At 69.9% G+C, this 15,644-nt stretch carries 14 protein-coding genes, 1 tRNA gene and 1 pseudogene; 10 read left to right on the top strand and 6 right to left on the bottom strand.

Annotated elements, in window-relative coordinates; translation table 11 throughout:
- Window positions 1-49: 49 nt before the first annotated feature.
- The gene (locus ACIBVL_RS03210) at window positions 50-784 is read left to right on the top strand and encodes a Tellurium resistance (protein ID WP_399090876.1); all 735 of its coding nucleotides are present in this window, start codon (window positions 50-52) and stop codon (window positions 782-784) included.
- Window positions 785-820: 36 nt separating this feature from the next.
- Here ACIBVL_RS03210 and ACIBVL_RS03205 read toward each other — a convergent pair whose 3' ends face one another.
- A complete protein-coding gene (locus tag ACIBVL_RS03205; protein ID WP_399090873.1) occupies window positions 821-1,573 on the bottom strand; it encodes a TerD family protein in 753 nt (250 codons plus the stop codon).
- Window positions 1,574-1,760: 187 nt separating this feature from the next.
- Between ACIBVL_RS03205 and ACIBVL_RS03200 the strand changes: the two genes are divergently transcribed.
- From ACIBVL_RS03200 to ACIBVL_RS03190, 3 genes are read left to right on the top strand one after another with little or no spacing between them, the layout of a single operon-like run.
- Complete coding sequence (locus ACIBVL_RS03200; protein ID WP_399090870.1) at window positions 1,761-2,933, top strand: HpcH/HpaI aldolase/citrate lyase family protein; 1,173 nt, start codon at window positions 1,761-1,763, stop codon at window positions 2,931-2,933.
- Window positions 2,934-2,956: 23 nt separating this feature from the next.
- Window positions 2,957-5,413, top strand: a complete 2,457-nt coding sequence (locus ACIBVL_RS03195) for a phosphoribosyltransferase (RefSeq protein ID WP_399090867.1) — start codon at window positions 2,957-2,959, stop codon at window positions 5,411-5,413.
- Complete coding sequence (locus tag ACIBVL_RS03190) at window positions 5,413-6,222, top strand: HAD family hydrolase (RefSeq protein WP_399090864.1); 810 nt, start codon at window positions 5,413-5,415, stop codon at window positions 6,220-6,222. Before ACIBVL_RS03195 ends, ACIBVL_RS03190 begins: the two co-directional genes overlap by 1 nt.
- Window positions 6,223-6,228: 6 nt before the next feature.
- Here ACIBVL_RS03190 and ACIBVL_RS03185 read toward each other — a convergent pair whose 3' ends face one another.
- Window positions 6,229-6,453 (bottom strand): zinc ribbon domain-containing protein, encoded by a 225-nt coding sequence (locus ACIBVL_RS03185; protein ID WP_399090861.1) that lies wholly within the window; start codon window positions 6,451-6,453, stop codon window positions 6,229-6,231.
- 289 nt (window positions 6,454-6,742) lie between these two features.
- Between ACIBVL_RS03185 and ACIBVL_RS03180 the strand changes: the two genes are divergently transcribed.
- The 3 genes from ACIBVL_RS03180 to ACIBVL_RS03170 all read left to right on the top strand — a co-directional run bounded on the left by ACIBVL_RS03180 (window position 6,743) and on the right by ACIBVL_RS03170 (window position 11,547).
- The gene (locus tag ACIBVL_RS03180) at window positions 6,743-8,944 is read left to right on the top strand and encodes a transglycosylase domain-containing protein (protein ID WP_399092015.1); all 2,202 of its coding nucleotides are present in this window, start codon (window positions 6,743-6,745) and stop codon (window positions 8,942-8,944) included.
- Between the two features lie 46 nt (window positions 8,945-8,990).
- Window positions 8,991-10,265 (top strand): hypothetical protein, encoded by a 1,275-nt coding sequence (locus tag ACIBVL_RS03175; RefSeq protein ID WP_399090858.1) that lies wholly within the window; start codon window positions 8,991-8,993, stop codon window positions 10,263-10,265.
- Between the two features lie 127 nt (window positions 10,266-10,392).
- A complete protein-coding gene (locus ACIBVL_RS03170; protein ID WP_399090855.1) occupies window positions 10,393-11,547 on the top strand; it encodes an amidase domain-containing protein in 1,155 nt (384 codons plus the stop codon).
- Here ACIBVL_RS03170 and ACIBVL_RS03165 read toward each other — a convergent pair.
- Together ACIBVL_RS03165 and ACIBVL_RS03160 are read right to left on the bottom strand one after the other, a co-directional pair.
- Window positions 11,535-12,116 (bottom strand): DUF4383 domain-containing protein, encoded by a 582-nt coding sequence (locus ACIBVL_RS03165; protein WP_399090852.1) that lies wholly within the window; start codon window positions 12,114-12,116, stop codon window positions 11,535-11,537. The genes ACIBVL_RS03170 and ACIBVL_RS03165 overlap by 13 nt on opposite strands.
- Before the next feature lie 81 nt (window positions 12,117-12,197).
- A complete protein-coding gene (locus ACIBVL_RS03160) occupies window positions 12,198-13,595 on the bottom strand; it encodes a hypothetical protein (protein WP_399090849.1) in 1,398 nt (465 codons plus the stop codon).
- Between the two features lie 188 nt (window positions 13,596-13,783).
- On the opposite strand from ACIBVL_RS03160, the gene ACIBVL_RS03155 reads away from it, so the two are divergent.
- Window positions 13,784-13,858, top strand: a tRNA-Val gene (locus tag ACIBVL_RS03155).
- Window positions 13,859-13,922: 64 nt separating this feature from the next.
- On the opposite strand, the gene ACIBVL_RS03150 is transcribed toward ACIBVL_RS03155, so the two are convergent.
- Entirely contained in the window at window positions 13,923-14,267 is a 345-nt protein-coding gene (locus ACIBVL_RS03150) for a hypothetical protein (protein WP_399090846.1), read from the bottom strand.
- A gap of 240 nt (window positions 14,268-14,507) precedes the next feature.
- Here ACIBVL_RS03150 and ACIBVL_RS03145 point away from each other — a divergent pair, with 240 nt between their 5' ends.
- Entirely contained in the window at window positions 14,508-15,050 is a 543-nt protein-coding gene (locus tag ACIBVL_RS03145; protein WP_399090843.1) for a GNAT family N-acetyltransferase, read from the top strand.
- Window positions 15,051-15,058: 8 nt separating this feature from the next.
- Here the strand turns inward: ACIBVL_RS03145 and ACIBVL_RS03140 are convergent.
- Window positions 15,059-15,289, bottom strand: a pseudogene (locus ACIBVL_RS03140) (ketopantoate reductase family protein); the annotation flags it as partial.
- A gap of 121 nt (window positions 15,290-15,410) precedes the next feature.
- Here ACIBVL_RS03140 and ACIBVL_RS03135 point away from each other — a divergent pair.
- A complete protein-coding gene (locus ACIBVL_RS03135) occupies window positions 15,411-15,635 on the top strand; it encodes a DUF2277 domain-containing protein (RefSeq protein ID WP_399090840.1) in 225 nt (74 codons plus the stop codon).
- The last annotated feature ends 9 nt before the right edge of the window (window positions 15,636-15,644 follow it).

The following is a 15,644-nucleotide window of genomic DNA, read 5'->3' as shown; positions in this document are numbered from 1 at the left end:
CTCCGCGGCCGCCCCGCCGGTTTGTCGTGTGAGAGACGTGGGGGCGGGAATGGGCATCTTCGACGGGCTGCTCGGCAGCCGTACGGCCGAGTTCGACTCAGGCAGCGCGGCGACCAACGCGATCGAGCTGACCAAACGGCATCACCAGGTGTCCCTGACCAAGCAGGGCGCGGCCACGGGGAACCTGCGGGTCAACCTCACCTGGCGGATGCGGACGTCCGACATCGGCGGACCGCAACGGGAGAGTCTGCTGCGGCACCCCTTCAAGGCGCTGCGGCCGCCGGAGGTCATCGGGCACAGCCAGAGCATGGTCAACGTCGACCTCGACCTCGGCTGTCTGTATGAGCTGGCCGACGGGACGAAGGGGGTCGTACAGCCGCTGGGCGGCCTGCTGGGGGACGTCAACGCGCCGCCGTACGTCAAGCTCAGCGGGGACGACCGGTTCGGGTCGGCGTCCGGGGAGACGATGTACGTCAACCTCGACCACCGGGACGACATCAAGCGGCTGCTGGTCTTCGTCTACATCTACGACCAGACGCCGGCCTTCGACCGGACGCACGCGATCGTGACGCTGTATCCCAGCAACGGGCCGCGGATCGAGATAGGTCTCGACGAGCGGCATCCCCAGGCCCGCTCGTGTGCGGTGGTGATGATCGAGAACGTGAAGGGGGAGCTGATGGTGCGGCGGGAGGTGCGGTTCGTGTACGGGTTCCAGGCCGAGCTGGACCGGCTGTACGGGTGGGGACTGCAGTGGGGGCGCGGTTACAAGAAGGTGGACAAGTAGCGCCCCGTCGAACGCCCCCGCCGTGCGGAGCTCCCCTCAGCGCCCGATGAACTGCGGGCCCTGCGGCGGCAGCTGGAAGGAACCGTCCGGGTACGCGTAGCCATGCGTCGGGAGGTTGGACGGATAGCCGTACGCCGGCTGCTGCGGCTGCTGGGGGACCGCCGACGTCGGCTGCTCCGGAGGCAAGGGCTGGGAGAGGCTCGGGGTGGGCGGGAGAGGAGCCGGGTCCGCGGTGTCCGGTGTCTCCTCCGACTCGTCGACCGAGATGCCGAAGTCCGTCGCCAGGCCCTTGAGGCCGTTGGAGTAGCCCTCGCCCAGGGCGCGGAACTTCCAGCCCTCGCCACGCCGGTACAGCTCGCCGCAGATCAGGGCCGTCTCCTCACCCGTCTCGGGGCGGATGTCGAAGGTCGCGATCGGCTCGCCCTCGGTCGACGCGTCGTAGAGCAGGATGCTGAGGGAACGCACGGTGTCGAAGGCGGCACCGTCGGCCGAAGCGACCAGGAGAATCTGGCTGACACCGGGCTCGACACCGGCCAGATCCGTCTGGATGGTGTCGGTGAGGCCCTCGGCGACCCGCTTCTTGCCGAGCCGCCAGACCTTCCCGGAAGGGTGCCGGGGCTGGTTGTAGAAGACGAAGTCCTCGTCGGAGCGCACACGACCGTCGGGGCCGAGGAGCAGCGCTGAGGCGTCGACGTCCGGGACTCCCTGCCCGGGCGTCCAGCGCAGCACGGCGCGCACCGTCGTGGCCTTGAGCGGGACGTTGGACCCCTTCAACATCGCGTGCGTCATGCGGTCATCCTGCCCTCTCGGTCCTGATCACGACAACGCGGGGTACACGGTCACACAGGGGAACCCACACGGGCGAGTTACCTGAAATTCATGCCCCGAGGGAACCCATGACATGGACTTCTACGTACTATTACCGGCCACCTCTTGGTGAAATCCACAGACTTACGTTGCAACACGGGGGAGATTTATGCGTCATTTCGGGCACCTCGCCCCGGAAGTGCGTCAGCGCCTCTTCCACCGGGAGCCGTGCGTCTTCGACGCGGACTCCCCGGCCAGGCTGCTCGCCGCGGCCCTGGGTGCCACGCTCTACAGCCCGGCCACGCGGTCGAGGCTGGCCGACGACATCGTCAAACAGACCGGGCGCGGTGTGGTCTCGATGGTGCTGTGCCTGGAGGACTCCATCGGCGACGAGGACGTCCTGGCCGGCGAGGAGAACCTCGTCCAGCAGTTCGCCGACCTCGCCGGACGTGCCGAACGGGGAGAGGAACTGCCGCTGCTCTTCATCCGGGTGCGCACCCCCGAGCAGATCCCCGACCTGGTGCAGCGGCTGGGAGCCACGACGAGGCTGCTGAGCGGGTTCGTGTTCCCGAAGTTCACCGAGGAACGCGGCATCCCCTTCCTGGAGGCCCTCGCCGCCGCCGAGCACGCGAGCGGCCGCCGGCTGTTCGGCATGCCCGTGCTGGAGACCCCCGAGCTGATGTACCGCGAGTCCCGCGTCGACGCCCTGGAGGGCATCGCCCGGGCCGTGGACAAGTACCGCCACCGCGTGCTAGCGCTGCGACTCGGGGTGACCGACTTCTGCTCCTCGTACGGCCTGCGTCGCGCGCCCGACATGACCGCCTACGACGTCCAGATCGTCGCCTCCGTGATCGCCGACGTGGTGAACATGCTGGGCCGCGCCGACGGCACCGGTTTCACGGTGACCGGGCCGGTGTGGGAGTACTTCCGCGTCCCCGAGCGCATGTTCAAGCCGATGCTGCGGCACAGCCCCTTCCTGGAGGGACAGGCCGTGGAACTGCGCGAGAAACTGATAGAGCACGCCATGGACGGGCTGCTGCGCGAGATCTCCCTCGACCAGGCCAACGGCCTGCTCGGCAAGACCTGCATCCACCCCTCGCACGTGCCGGCCGTGCACGCACTGTCCGTCGTCAGCCACGAGGAGTACAGCGACGCGGCGGACATCCTGCGGCCGGAACGCGGTGGTGGGGGTGTCCTCAGGTCCCAGTACACGAACAAGATGAACGAGGTGAAGCCGCACCGCGCCTGGGCCGAGCGGACCATGCTGCGCGCCGAGGTGTTCGGTGTGGCCAACGAGGACGTCAGTTTCGTCGACCTGCTCGCCGCCGGCATACCCGGCTAACTCGCCTCACTCTCTAGGGACGCATGAACAACGAAGTGAACAACGGGGTCTGGTCCGGGAGCTGGGTCGCCGAGCGACTCGGTCTCGAGCTCGTGGGGGACGACACGCTCAGCGACCTGCTGGGGCTGGCCCTGCGCCGCAACCCCAAGCGGGCGCATCTGCTGGTCTCCAACGTGCTGGGCAAGCACGTCCCGCAGTCCCCGTCCGTGGTCTACGGCTACGGCCACGCGCTCGGCCGCCAGGTGCGAGAGCTGCTCGGCGCGGAGGCGGCCGACGCCGTCGTGCTCGGCTACGCGGAGACCGCCACCGGCCTCGGCCACTCCGTCGCCGACGGCCTCGGCACCGCCCCCTGTCTGCACTCCACCCGCCGCCCGGTCGCGGGCGTCGCGGCGGCGGGCGGCTTCGAGGAGTCCCACTCCCACGCCACCTCGCATCTGCTGTTGCCGGAGGATCCGGCCCTGCTGGTCGGTAGCGGCCCGCTGGTGCTGGTCGACGACGAGTTCTCCACCGGCAACACCGTCATGAACACCATCCGCGATCTGCACGGGCGCTACCCGCGCCGACGGTACGTGATCGTCGCCCTGGTCGACATGCGCTCACCGGAGGACGCGGGCCGCCTAGAGCACTTCGCACGGGAGATCGGCGCGAGGGTGGACCTGGTGGCGGCGGCCTCGGGCACCGTCCGCCTGCCCGCGGGGGTGCTGGAAAAGGGCCGGGACCTGGTGGCGAAGCACGACCGTCACACCCCGGCCCCCACCGCCCCGCACCCGACGCACAAGCGAGTCGAACTGCACTGGCCCCGAGGCCTCCCCGACGGCGGCCGCCACGGCTTCACCCCGGCGCACCGCACACGACTGGAGGCCGCCCTCCCCGCGATGGCCGCGAGGCTCGCCGAGGCGCTGCCCGAGGACGCGCACCGGGTGCACGTCCTCGGCTTCGAGGAGCTGATGTACGCCCCGCTCAGACTCGCCCGCGAGCTGGAGCAGCTCGTGCCCGCCGAGGTGCGCTACTCGACCACCACCCGCTCGCCCGTCCTCGCGGTCGACGACCCCGGGTACGCGATCCGCAGCCGAATCGTTTTCCCGGCGCACGACGACCCGGCCGACGGCCCCGGCGAGCGTTTTGCCTATAACGTCGCAGGCGGCGGCTTCGACGCCGTGATCGCGGTCGTCGACTCGGTCGCCGACACGCCCGCCCTGCACGCTCCCGACGGCCTCCTGGCCCAGCTCGCCGCGCACACCCCGCACGTGGTCCTCGCGGTCGTACCGTCGTACGTCCCCGAGCCGCTGTACGCAGCCGCACTGCCCGAAAAGAGACCCGCCATGCTGCCCGAGCCCCTTCGCGGCCCCGCCTTCTCCTCGTACGCGCCGGAGGAGGTCGGCTGGCTGCTCCAGGACCTCTCGGACGTGACGCTGGAGGCGCCGACCGAGGAGCGCGAGGAGGCCATCCAGAGCGGCGGCGCGCACTACGCCGAGTCGCTGCCGGTGGAGTACCAGCCGAGCGAGCAGTACCAGGAGCTGTTCCACGCGGCCCTGGAGACCTCGGCGGCTCGTCTCGCGCAGGCCGTCGGGGCGGTGACCGAGATCGTGATCGCCGAGCGGTCGCCGAGGCCCGTGCTCGTCTCGCTGGCCCGCGCCGGGACGCCGGTGGGTGTGCTGATGCGCCGTTGGGCGCAGTACCGGCACGGCCTCGACCTGCCGCACTACGCCGTGTCGATCGTGCGTGGCCGGGGCATCGACGCCAACGCGCTGCGCTGGCTGGCGGCCCATCACGACCCGCGGGACGTGGTGTTCGTGGACGGCTGGACCGGCAAGGGAGCCATCACCCGGGAACTCGCCGCGGCGATCGAGGAGTTCGAGGCGGAGGGCGGCGCGGCCGGCTTCGACCCGGAGATCGCGGTGCTGGCCGACCCGGGTTCGTGCGTGCGGACGTTCGGCACCCGCGAGGACTTCCTGATCCCGTCCGCGTGTCTCAACTCGACCGTGTCGGGACTCGTCTCACGGACCGTGCTGCGGGCGGACCTGGTCGGCCCGGACGACTTCCACGGGGCGAAGTTCTACCGCGAGCTGGCCGGCGCGGATGTGTCCGTGGCCTTCCTGGACGCCGTCTCCGCCCGCTTCCCGGAGGTCGCGGAGGCGGTGGAGGCCGCGGCGAAGGAGCTGCTGACCGGTGACCGCACGCCGACCTGGGAGGGCTGGGCGGCCGTGGAGCGGATCAGCGAGGAGTACGGCATCCACGACGTGAACCTGGTCAAGCCCGGCGTCGGCGAGACCACCCGGGTGCTGCTGCGCCGGGTGCCGTGGAAGATCCTGGCCAAGGCCGGGGCGGGCGCCGACCTGGACCACGTACGGCTGCTCGCGGAGCACAGGGGAGTACCCGTGGAGGAGGTCGGCGACCTGCCGTACACCTGCGTGGGGCTCATCCACCCCCAGTACACGCGCGGGGCGACCGGCGCCGACGGCAAGGCGGTGGCGGTCTGATGCCGGTGCTGGTGGCGAGCGATCTCGACCGTACGCTGATCTACTCCGCGGCCGCGCTGGCCCTGACCATGCCGGACGCGCGGGCGCCCCGGCTGCTCTGCGTGGAGGTGCACGAGAGCAGGCCGCTGTCCTTCATGACGGAGACGGCGGCGCAGCTGCTGACCGACCTGGGGGACGCGGCGCTGTTCATGCCGACGACGACCCGGACGCGCAAGCAGTACCAGCGCATCAACCTGCCGGGTCCGCCGCCGAAGTACGCGATCACGGCCAACGGCGGCCATCTGCTCGTCGACGGGGTCTCCGACCCGGACTGGCACGCGGGCGTGACCGCGCGGCTCGCCGACCAGTGCGCGCCGCTCGAGGAGGTTCGGGCGCACCTGGAGCAGACCGCCGACCCGCTGTGGGTGCGCAAGCACCGGATCGCCGAGGACCTGTTCGCCTACCTCGTCGTGGAGCGCGAGCTGCTGCCCGAGGAGTGGGTGAAGGAGCTCGCCGCCTGGGCGGAGAACCGGGGCTGGACGGTGTCGCTGCAGGGCCGCAAGATCTACGCCGTGCCCAAGCCGCTGACCAAGAGCGCGGCCGTGCGCGAGGTGGCCCGACGTACCGGCGCCGAGCTGATCCTGGCCGCCGGTGACTCCCTGCTCGACGCCGACCTGCTGCTGGCCGCCGACCGCGGCTGGCGTCCCGGCCACGGCGAGCTCGCCGACACCGAGTGGACGGCCCCCGGGATCACCGCCCTGCCCGAGCGGGGCGTCCTGGCCGGCGAGCGGATCCTGCGGGAGCTCCTGAAGGGCTCCCGCGGGATGTGACAGGCGTCATCCGCAGCAACCCCCGCCGCAGCAGCCGCCCCCGCCCCCGCCCCCGCCGCCCGACCTGGGCGCGGGGGCGTTCGCCGTGCCGCCGACGGCGATGGTTGAGAGAAGCTTCACAGTGTCGTCGTGTCCCGCCGGGCAGTCGGCGGGGGCGGCGGACTCCGCCATCGGACGGCTCAGTTCGAAAGTGTCGCCGCAGGTCCGGCAGCGGTACTCGTAACGAGGCATGGCGACAGGTTAATCCTCATATGCCGGGCAGTCCCTACCAGAGTTTTGACCCTGTTCACTTCTGTCGATTTCTTATGTGGAGAATTTGCGAAGGGCGCTGGTAATTTGAGGGTGCCGCGATGAACCGCGAGGTCGGGGGGATTCAGGGTTTGCAGCCGAGTCCACGGCAACCATGCCAAACCCTCGTACGTCTGTACGTCTGCCTGTGCGAGCAACACGGAAGTGCGGAGGGAGACACGTAGTGACCCAGGTGGGGCAGGGGGAGGAGCCCCAAGAGCCGGACCAGACCATGCAGTTGAAGGTTCCCGCCTCATTCAGGGCGGACGAGACCATGCAGCTGCGAGTCTCGGACATACCTAATGTGTCGGACAAGTCGGAAGAGCGGCAGAAGTCGCGCTCCACGAAGAACCGCCGCAAAGCTCCTCGTCCTTCCCTCCCCGCCCGAATATCCGCGGCTCTGGGCCCCCGACTGGCCCCCCTCGTCGCCGCACTGGCCCCGTATGTGGCTCGTGTCACTCCCTACGCCCGCAAGCTGCGCCCGCAGTACCCGCGCCCGGGCCGTGCCGACTGGCGGCGCTGGATACCCTCCTGGCGGCAGTGCCTGGGAGGCGTTCTCGCGTCCATGGGTCTCAGCAGCGTCTTCCTCGTCGTCGCCTACGCGGCTACCGACATACCCGAGAACCTCAACTCGTACGCCACCCAGCAGGACAACGTGTTCTTCTGGTCCGACGGGACGCCCATGGCCCGCACCGGCTGGGTGCAGCGGCAGGCGATGCCGCTGAAGGACATCCCGGAGGACGTCCGCTGGGCGGTCCTCGCGGCCGAGAACGCGAGCTTCTACAGCGACCCCGGCATATCCTTCAAGGGCATCTCCCGCGCCCTGTTCCGCACCCTCGGCCAGGGCGACACCCAGGGCGGCTCCACGATCACCCAGCAGTACGTCAAAAACGTCTACCTGAACCAGAATCAGACGGTGAGCCGCAAGTTCACCGAGGCGATGATCGCCCTCAAGCTCGACAACCAGTTGAGCAAGGACGACATCCTGGAGGGCTACCTCAACACCAGCTGGTTCGGCCGCGGCACCTACGGCATCCAGCGCGCCGCCCAGGCCTACTACGGCAAGGACGTCAGCAAGCTCAACGCCAGCGAGGCCGCGTTCCTCGCCTCCCTCCTCAAGGGCGCGGGACTGTACGACCCGACCCTGAACGAGGAGAACCGCGCCCGCGCCGTCGAGCGCTGGTCGTGGACCCTGGACCGGATGGTCGAGATCGGGAAGCTGTCGAAGGCCGAGCGGGCCACGTACAAGACGTTCCCCGAGCCGTTGAAGACCAACCCGCTGTACGACACCGGTGAGCAGAGCGACTACCTGGTCGAACTCGCCTCCCAGTACGCCAAGAAGGCCGGCGGCCTCTCCGACAAGGACTTCGACCTCGGCGGCTACCAGATCTACACGACCTTCGACAAGAAGCGGGAGAAGCAGCTCACCGACGCCGTCACCAGGGCCCGCAAGAAGGCCCTCGAGGACGAGCCGAAGAAGGCGAAGACCGCACACTACGGCGCCGCGTCGGTGACCTCCGACGGACGGATCCTCGCCGTCTACGGCGGCCCCGACCACCGTACGCAGGGCTACAACGAGTCCAACGCCACCACCGTCCCGGCCGGCAGCGCCTTCCTGCCGTTCGTGTACGCCGCCGGGCTGGAGAACGGCATCCACAAGACCCGCGACGGGGACACCACGCAGGTCACCGGCCAGACGCTCTACAACGGCGACGACAAGGTGCTGCTGACCACCCCCGAGGGCTACTACTGGGATCGCAACGGCAAACGGGTCGCCGCCGAGAACGACGGGGGGAAGTCCTACGGGCAGATCTCCCTGCACCGCGCGCTGGAGCTGTCGGTGAACACGCCGTTCATGCAACTCGGCATGGACACCGGCCTGGAGAAGGTGCGTGAGACCGCGGAGGCCTCCGGCTTCCTGTCGTCCAGCATCGGCGCCCAGGTGCCCGCGCTGTCCCTGGGCAGCTCCACGCCCAGCGCGATCCGGATGGCGAGCGGCTACTCCACGTTCGCGGCCGCGGGCAACCACACCGAGCCCTACTCCGTGCGGAAGATCACCAAGAACGGCTCCAAGGTCGTCCTGGACACCCCTGCCACTCGCCGGGCGGTGCGTGCCGAGGTGGCCGAGGAGGTCACCTCCGCGCTCGCGGACTCCTTCCGCACCGCCCACCCCTCCCCCGTGTCCGCCGGGCAGCAGGCGGGCACGGCGGCCGGATCCGCCTCGTCCCCGCCGGCCGGCAAGGCAGGGACCACCGGCAACGACACCGCCGCCTGGTACGTCGGCACCGCGCGGTCGGTGTCCACGGCGGTCGTCGTCTACCGCATCGACCTCGCCAAGAGCCTTGAACCACAGCCGCTGGAGGGCCTCGCCGGCACCACCGACGACAGCGTCCCGTACGGCATCTGGTCAGGTGCCATGAGTCCGCTCGGCTGATCACCGAACGGGCCCCGCGTCCCCAACCCCGGAGAATGAGCCGCACATGAAGTCACCGTCGGGCCGCCGCCGCAAGGCCGCGGCACCGCGCCGTCCCGCCGCCACCCACCCAGGGTTCCTGACCCTGGCGGCGCTCCTCGTCGTCGCGTCCCTGGTGGCCGGCTACCTGGTGCTCAACCGCACGGACAACACCGAGCCGACCGCGTCCTCCGGGGACAAGAAGACGACGGTCAAGGCCACCCAGGAGCCGGAGTGGGACGGCAAGACCCATGTCCTGGGGGACGGCTCCACCTCGTACACCGGCCCGCAGACACAGCAGTTGAAGCCGGAACCGCTCAAGCCGGGTGAGAAGCCGCCGCAGTTCGTGGTCTTCTCCTGGGACGGCGCGCTGGCGGGCGACGACGGGCTCTTCGAGCACTACCGTGAGCTGGCCAAGGAGTACAACGCCCACATGACCTTCTTCCTCACGGGCATCTACCTGCTGCCCAAGAGCAAGAGGGACCTGTACTCCCCGCCCATGCACTCCAAGGGCTCGGCCGCGATCAGCTTCCCCACCGACGAGCACATCCGCACCACCCTGGGACAGCTCTCCAAGGCCTGGCTGGAGGGCAACGAGATCGGCACCCACTTCAACGGCCACTTCTGCGAGGCCAAGGGCGGCGGCTACTGGAGCGTCGAACAGTGGAAGAGTGAGATCGACCAGTTCTACGAGTTCGTCGAGAACTGGAAGACCAACACCGGCTACGAGAACATCGCCCCGCTGCCCTTCGATTTCAAGAAGGAGGTCGTCGGCGGCCGCGCGCCCTGTCTGGAGGGCCAGACGAACCTGCTGAAGGCCGCCAAGAGCTACGGCTGGCGATACGACGCGTCCAACCCGGGCGGCTTCCAGATCTGGCCGACGAAGAAGAAGGGCCTCTGGGACTTCCCGCTGCAGATGCTCCCGTACGGCGACATCCAGGCCCTGTCCATGGACTTCAACTTCCTCTACAACCAGAGCAACGGCCAGACCGAGGGCGACCCCGTCAAGTACCCCGAGTGGCAGCAGCAGACCACCGACGCCTACATGGCGGGCTTCAACCGCGTGTACTACGGCAGCCGGGCCCCGATGTTCATCGGCAACCACTTCGAGAACTGGAACGGCGGCATCTACATGAACGCCGTCGACGACGTCATCAAGAACGTGTGCACCAAGAAGGACGTCAAATGCGTGTCCTTCAAGGAGCTGGCCGACTGGATGGATGTGCAGTCCCCCGCCACGCTGGAACGGCTGCGCAGCCTGGACCCGGCGCAGAGCCCCGACTGGTCGACCGTGGTGAAGTGACGGTCGGGTAACTCCCTTGGCCCCACTGGGGCAACCCTCTTCACAACAGCCACACACGCCATGCAAAGATGCCCTCCCCGGCATCCCCAGCCGGGCAAGAGGGGAAACATCAGTGAAGTCAAGGAAATTGAGCCGAACGCGGCGTCGCGCCGCCATATTCGGGGCCGCCGCCGCTTCGGTCGTAGCGGGAGCGGCGCTGCTGCCCAACTGGTCCGCCGGTGCCGCGGTCGTCGACGACCCCACGGTGGACGCACAGACCAAGGCCACCTTCCAGCGGCTGGCGGACGCGGTCTTCACCGACCGCACCGACGCCCTGGTGACCGGCGCGCAGGGCGACCGCGAGAAGCCGCTGACCAACGGCTTCTCCGGTGACGTCAAGCTGTCCTCCGGAACGGCCCGCACCGAGGACTCCACCCTGTCCTCGCTGGGGCAGCGCAAGGACAGGCTGGCGAAGGCCGGCGAGAAGTACAGCAAGGCCAGCACCACCGTCACGCTGAACGCCACACGCGTGACGGGCCGTACGGCCAAGGCCGCGGTCACCGAGACCACGACCCTGACCTACGCGAACGCCCGGGGCAGCCAGCCGAAGACCACCGGCTTCCAGGCCGGCCACGAGCTCACCTTCAAGGCCGACCGGCAGGGCAACTGGCAGCTGACGGACATCCGCGACACCGACCAGGGCGGTCTCGCGGTGAACACCCTGTCCAAGCCGACGTCCGTCAAGGCGACCACCGCCGACGACACCATGCCGAACGCCCCGCGCGCGGCGACCACGCGCAACCCGGCCGCCGCACCGAAGACCGGCACGACGTACGACTACAAGGCGATGGCCACCTACGCCGAGAAGTACTGGAACGTCTACAACAAGGACTACCCGGACTTCAACGGCCACGGCGCGGGCGGCGACTGCACCAACTTCGTCAGCCAGTCGCTGAAGGCGGGCGGCTGGAAGCACGTCCCCGGCTACGTGTACGACTACACCAAGTGGTTCGGCAACGCCGACATCCAGTCGGACTCGTTCGTCGGCGTCAACGAGTGGTCCTGGTTCGCCCAGAACTCCAAGCGGACCACCCCGCTGGCCAACGTCTACCAGCTCGAGGTCGGTGACGTCCTGCAGATGGACTTCGACCGGGACGGGTCCAAGGACCACACGATGATCGTCACGTACAAGAGCGGCGGCGTGCCGTACGTGACGTACCACTCCAACAACACCCTCCGCAGGTCGCTGGCGAGCCTCGTGGCGTCGTACCCGAACGCGTACTACTACGCCTACCGCACCTGATCGGACGACGGGGGCGACGACGGGGGCCAGTTCTCCCTGAGCTCCCGGTGGCGGTCCCGCTCCTCGGCGAGGTCGGGGTGGCGGGCCCGCCAGTAGGGGTTGTCGTGCGGCAGGGCCGACCCGACCCTGCCGTACATCCCGAAGACCAGCAGCAGGATCCCGATCACGAAGCTGAGCATGCAGTTCTGGATCTCGAAGGCCAGGAAGTTGTAGTCCGTCTCCAGCAGGGCCATGTTCAGGAAGCCGCTGAGGATGAACAGCACGCCGAAGGTCATGTTCAGCGTGGAGGCGACGTTCCCGCCGATCACCATGCCCACGAAGAGCAGCAGCCCGACCGCGACGGACAGCCAGCTGAGGGCGCCGTTGGTGTTCAGGCTCCAGACCTCGTCCCCACCGGTGTCGAAGAAGCCGATCTTGTCGATGATGCCGAAGATCCCGAACACCAGCAGGCCCAGGCCCATCAGCCCGGCGCCGATCCGGTAGACCAGGTTCAGCCGGTGGTCGACCGGCAGGTGCTCGTCGAACCTGATCCGCCGCTTGGGCGGGGTGCGCAGTGCGTGTGAGGCCATCTCCGCCTCCCTGGGGGATGGACGTGCCGACGGAGGCCGTACATACCTTCAATATCCGCCCGCCGGGCCACGGGAGCAATGTCAGTGGCCGGTGCCGCGCTCCTCGCGGATCCGCGCCACCACCCCCGCCACCGTCCGCCGGACCGCCTCCGTCTCGGTGAGGAAGTGCCAGTAGTCGGGGTGGCGGCCCTCCAGACCGGAGATCGCCCGCTCCAGCCGGGCCACCGAGTCGTCCAGCGGGCGCGCGTCCCGGGGATCGGGCGTGTTGCGCCCCGCCATGGCCAGCCGCTGCGCGTCCCGGATCGCGAACCGGGTCCGGTCGATCTCCTGCCGCGGGTCCTTCTGCACGGCGTTCAGCCGGGTCAGCCGGTCACCGGCGGCCGAGACCGCCTCGTCGGTGGTGTTCAGCAGCGCCCGCGCCGTGGACAGCAGCGAGGTGGCGTCGGGCCAGCGCTGCGCGTCCCGCGCCGCCTGCGCCTCCCGCAGCTTCGCCTCGGCCTGCCGTACGTTCTCACCGGCCTGCTCGGGCACTCGCTGCAGGTCCTGCCAGCAGGCCGCCGTGAACCGGCGCCGCAGCTCGCTCAGGATCGGCTCCACCTGCCCGGCACGGGTCGTCAGCGCCTGGGCGCGGGTACGCAGCGACACCAGCCGGTGGTCGATCTCCGCGGCCTTCTCCGGCAGCCGCTCGGCCTCCACGCGGACCGCCTCGGCCTCCCGTGAGACCCGCTCGGCCCGCTCCAGCGTCTGCGGCACGCCGTGCTGGCCGGCGCCCTGGTTCAGCATGGTCAGCTCGGGGCCGAGGGCGGCGAGGCGCGCGGCCAGGTCGTCCGCCCGCAGCCCGGTCCGGCGTACGGCGTCCAGCGCGTTCGAGGCGGCCAGCAGCGCCTGCCGGGCCCGCTCCACGGCGGGCGCGAGCCGGGCCAGCTGGGTCTCGGCCTTGCCGAGCAGCGGGCCGAGCCCCTCGGTGAAACGATCCAGCTCCTTCTTCGCGTTGACCAGCTCGTCCTTGGCCCTCGTCAGCTCGGTGCGCGCCCGGGTGGCCGCCGAGGCCTCCAGGTCGTCCCGGTCGAGGTCATGGGCGTCGACCGCGTCGATGTACTGGCTGCTGACCTCGTCGATGCGCCGGCCGATCGCCTCGAAGTCGGAGACCGCGCGCCGGGCGGCCGGGGTGTCGTCGACCGCCGTGATCGTCTCTATCGAGATCCGCAGATCCCGCTGGGCGGTGTCCAGCTCGTAGAACGCGGCCGCCGCCGCGTCCTTGGCCGCCTGCGCCTCGGCGCGCTGGCTCTCCGCCCGCCCGCCGAACCAGCGCCGGGTGCCGCCGCCCGCGAACGCGGCGGGCAGGGCGAGGGCGGCGAGGAGCGGAAGGACGAGCAGGGTGAGGGTGTCCTTGGCGGCGGCCCTCGCGGTGTCCTCGAGCGCGGGACGGTGTGCGCGCGGCACCAACGGCGAGTACGACTGCGGTGGTGTCGCCGTCACATCCCTCTCCCGTGCTGTGATTCGCCCTGACCGGTGTTCATTCTCCCACCGGTTGAGGACGAACACACGGGCCTGTCAGTTCGCCGTCCGGACCGTGACTTTCCCGTGGGGACAACCTCCGCCGGTTGCCCCGCCCCAACCGGTTTGCAGGAGACCGCCCCGGGCAATGTAGGCTGTCGACTCGTTCTGGGTGCGTAGCTCAGGGGTAGAGCGCCTGCCTTACAAGCAGGATGTCGGCGGTTCGAAACCGTCCGCGCCCACCAGAAGGCGGAAGGGCCTCCGGAGAGATCCGGAGGCCCTTCCGCGTGCCCGGGGGGCCTTTGGGGGCTAGCCCTCCTCGCCGGATGCGCTCTCGTGCGCGTGCTTGAGGCGGGTGCGGGCGTCCACCCGGTCCTCGGCGGCCACCTCCGACCAGAAGCGGTGACAGCTGACGAACACCGCGAGCTCGTGCTCGCGCCGCCGGAGCTTCTCCACCTCGGCCTGCTCGTCGGCCGTCCAGCCGGGGGACGCGGGGCGTTCGATCTTGCGCCAGCCACCCTCGTCACTGAATCCGTCCAGGGGCTCCACCGACCAGGGGAGCCGCTTCAGCAGGGCCGACAGCTCGGCCCGGACCTGATGCAGCTCCTCCTGACCGGCGCGCAGGTCGCTGGGAAAGTCATAGGTCTTAGCCACACGACAATGCTACGCCTGTTCGATTTTAGGAGGCGAGCTCCTTTGGGTTGTTCGTGTGAACGTACGTTCGATTAGGTGGCGGAGGGGCTCAGGAGGCGGCCGCCCGGCTCCCTCGGCGCCGGGGGGACGAGGGGCGAGTGAGCAGAGCCGGGGGCGGCACCCGCAGTGCGGGGCGGTGGAACGCGCCACCGCAACCTGAGTGTCAGCATCGATGTCAGACCCTCGTTCTACGGTTGTCGCATGGACCTCACTGGTGTGGAACGGCGACTGGAGCAGGTGCGGCTCGTGCCCTGGGCGGAGGGTGACTTCTGGCTGCTGCGGCGGACCAACAGCCCGGAGATGACCGAGCACCTCGGCGGGCCGGAGACCGAGGAGCAGCTCGCCGTCCGGCACCGGCGGTATCTGGAGCTGGGCGCGGGGTGCATGTACCGGGTGACGCTGGCGGAGGGCGGGGAGACCGTCGGGACGATCGGGTACTGGGAGCGCGCGTGGCAGGGGACCACCGTGTGGGAGACGGGCTGGGGGGTCCTCTCCGAGTTCCAGGGCAGAGGCCTTGCCGCACAGGCCGCGCGGGCGCTCATGGCGGTCGTACGCCAGGAGGCCGGCCAGGGTGGCCACCCGGCCCTGCACGCCTTCCCCAAGGCGGACCACGCCGCGTCCAACGGGGTGTGCCGCAAGGCCGGGTTCACCCTGCTCGGCCAGGCCGACTTCGAGTACCCGAAGGGGAACCCGATCCGATCCAACGACTGGTACGTCGACCTGCGCCCCGCGGCCACCGGGTAGCGCCCTCCCGCAACTCCCCGCACGAGGCGGGCGGTCACCGGCACCGGCGCCCCGTGCCGCTCGGCCGCCCGCAGCAACGCCCCGCCGATCACGTCGAGTTCGAGCGGGCGGCCCGCCTCGTCGTCCCGCCGCATGGAGGACTTCGTGGCGGGCGGGCAGGCGTCGTACCGGGCGAGGGCCCGGGCGGGGTCGGCGGGGGCGCCGCAGGCGCTGCTGACGGCCGCGGTCTCCTCGACCACATGAGGCTGTGGTTCCTCTCGTCGGTCGGCCCCGACGATACGGGTGGCCGCCTCGGAGATGATCATGGCACGGGACCGGTGGCCGGGGGAGACTGTCGAGGAGCAGAGGGAGACTGGTGACATGTGCCGGAGTATCAAGACGCTGCGTCCGCCCGCGCTGCCCGAGCAGGCGACGGAGGACGAGATCCACGCCGCCGCCCTGCAGTACGTCCGGAAGGTGTCCGGGTTCCGGGCACCGGCCGCGCACAACAGGGAGGTGTTCGACCAGGCGGTCGAGATGATCGCCGAGGCCACGGCCCAGCTGCTCGACGGGCTGGAGGTACGAGGGGCGAGCCGGGCCTCGTAGCCCCCGACC

Source organism: Streptomyces sp. NPDC049687 (genome assembly GCF_044465285.1).
Classification (GTDB): Bacteria; Actinomycetota; Actinomycetes; order Streptomycetales; family Streptomycetaceae; genus Streptomyces.
The sequence above is the reverse complement of the archived record's forward strand: the minus strand, read 5'-3'. Positions and strand labels throughout refer to the sequence as shown.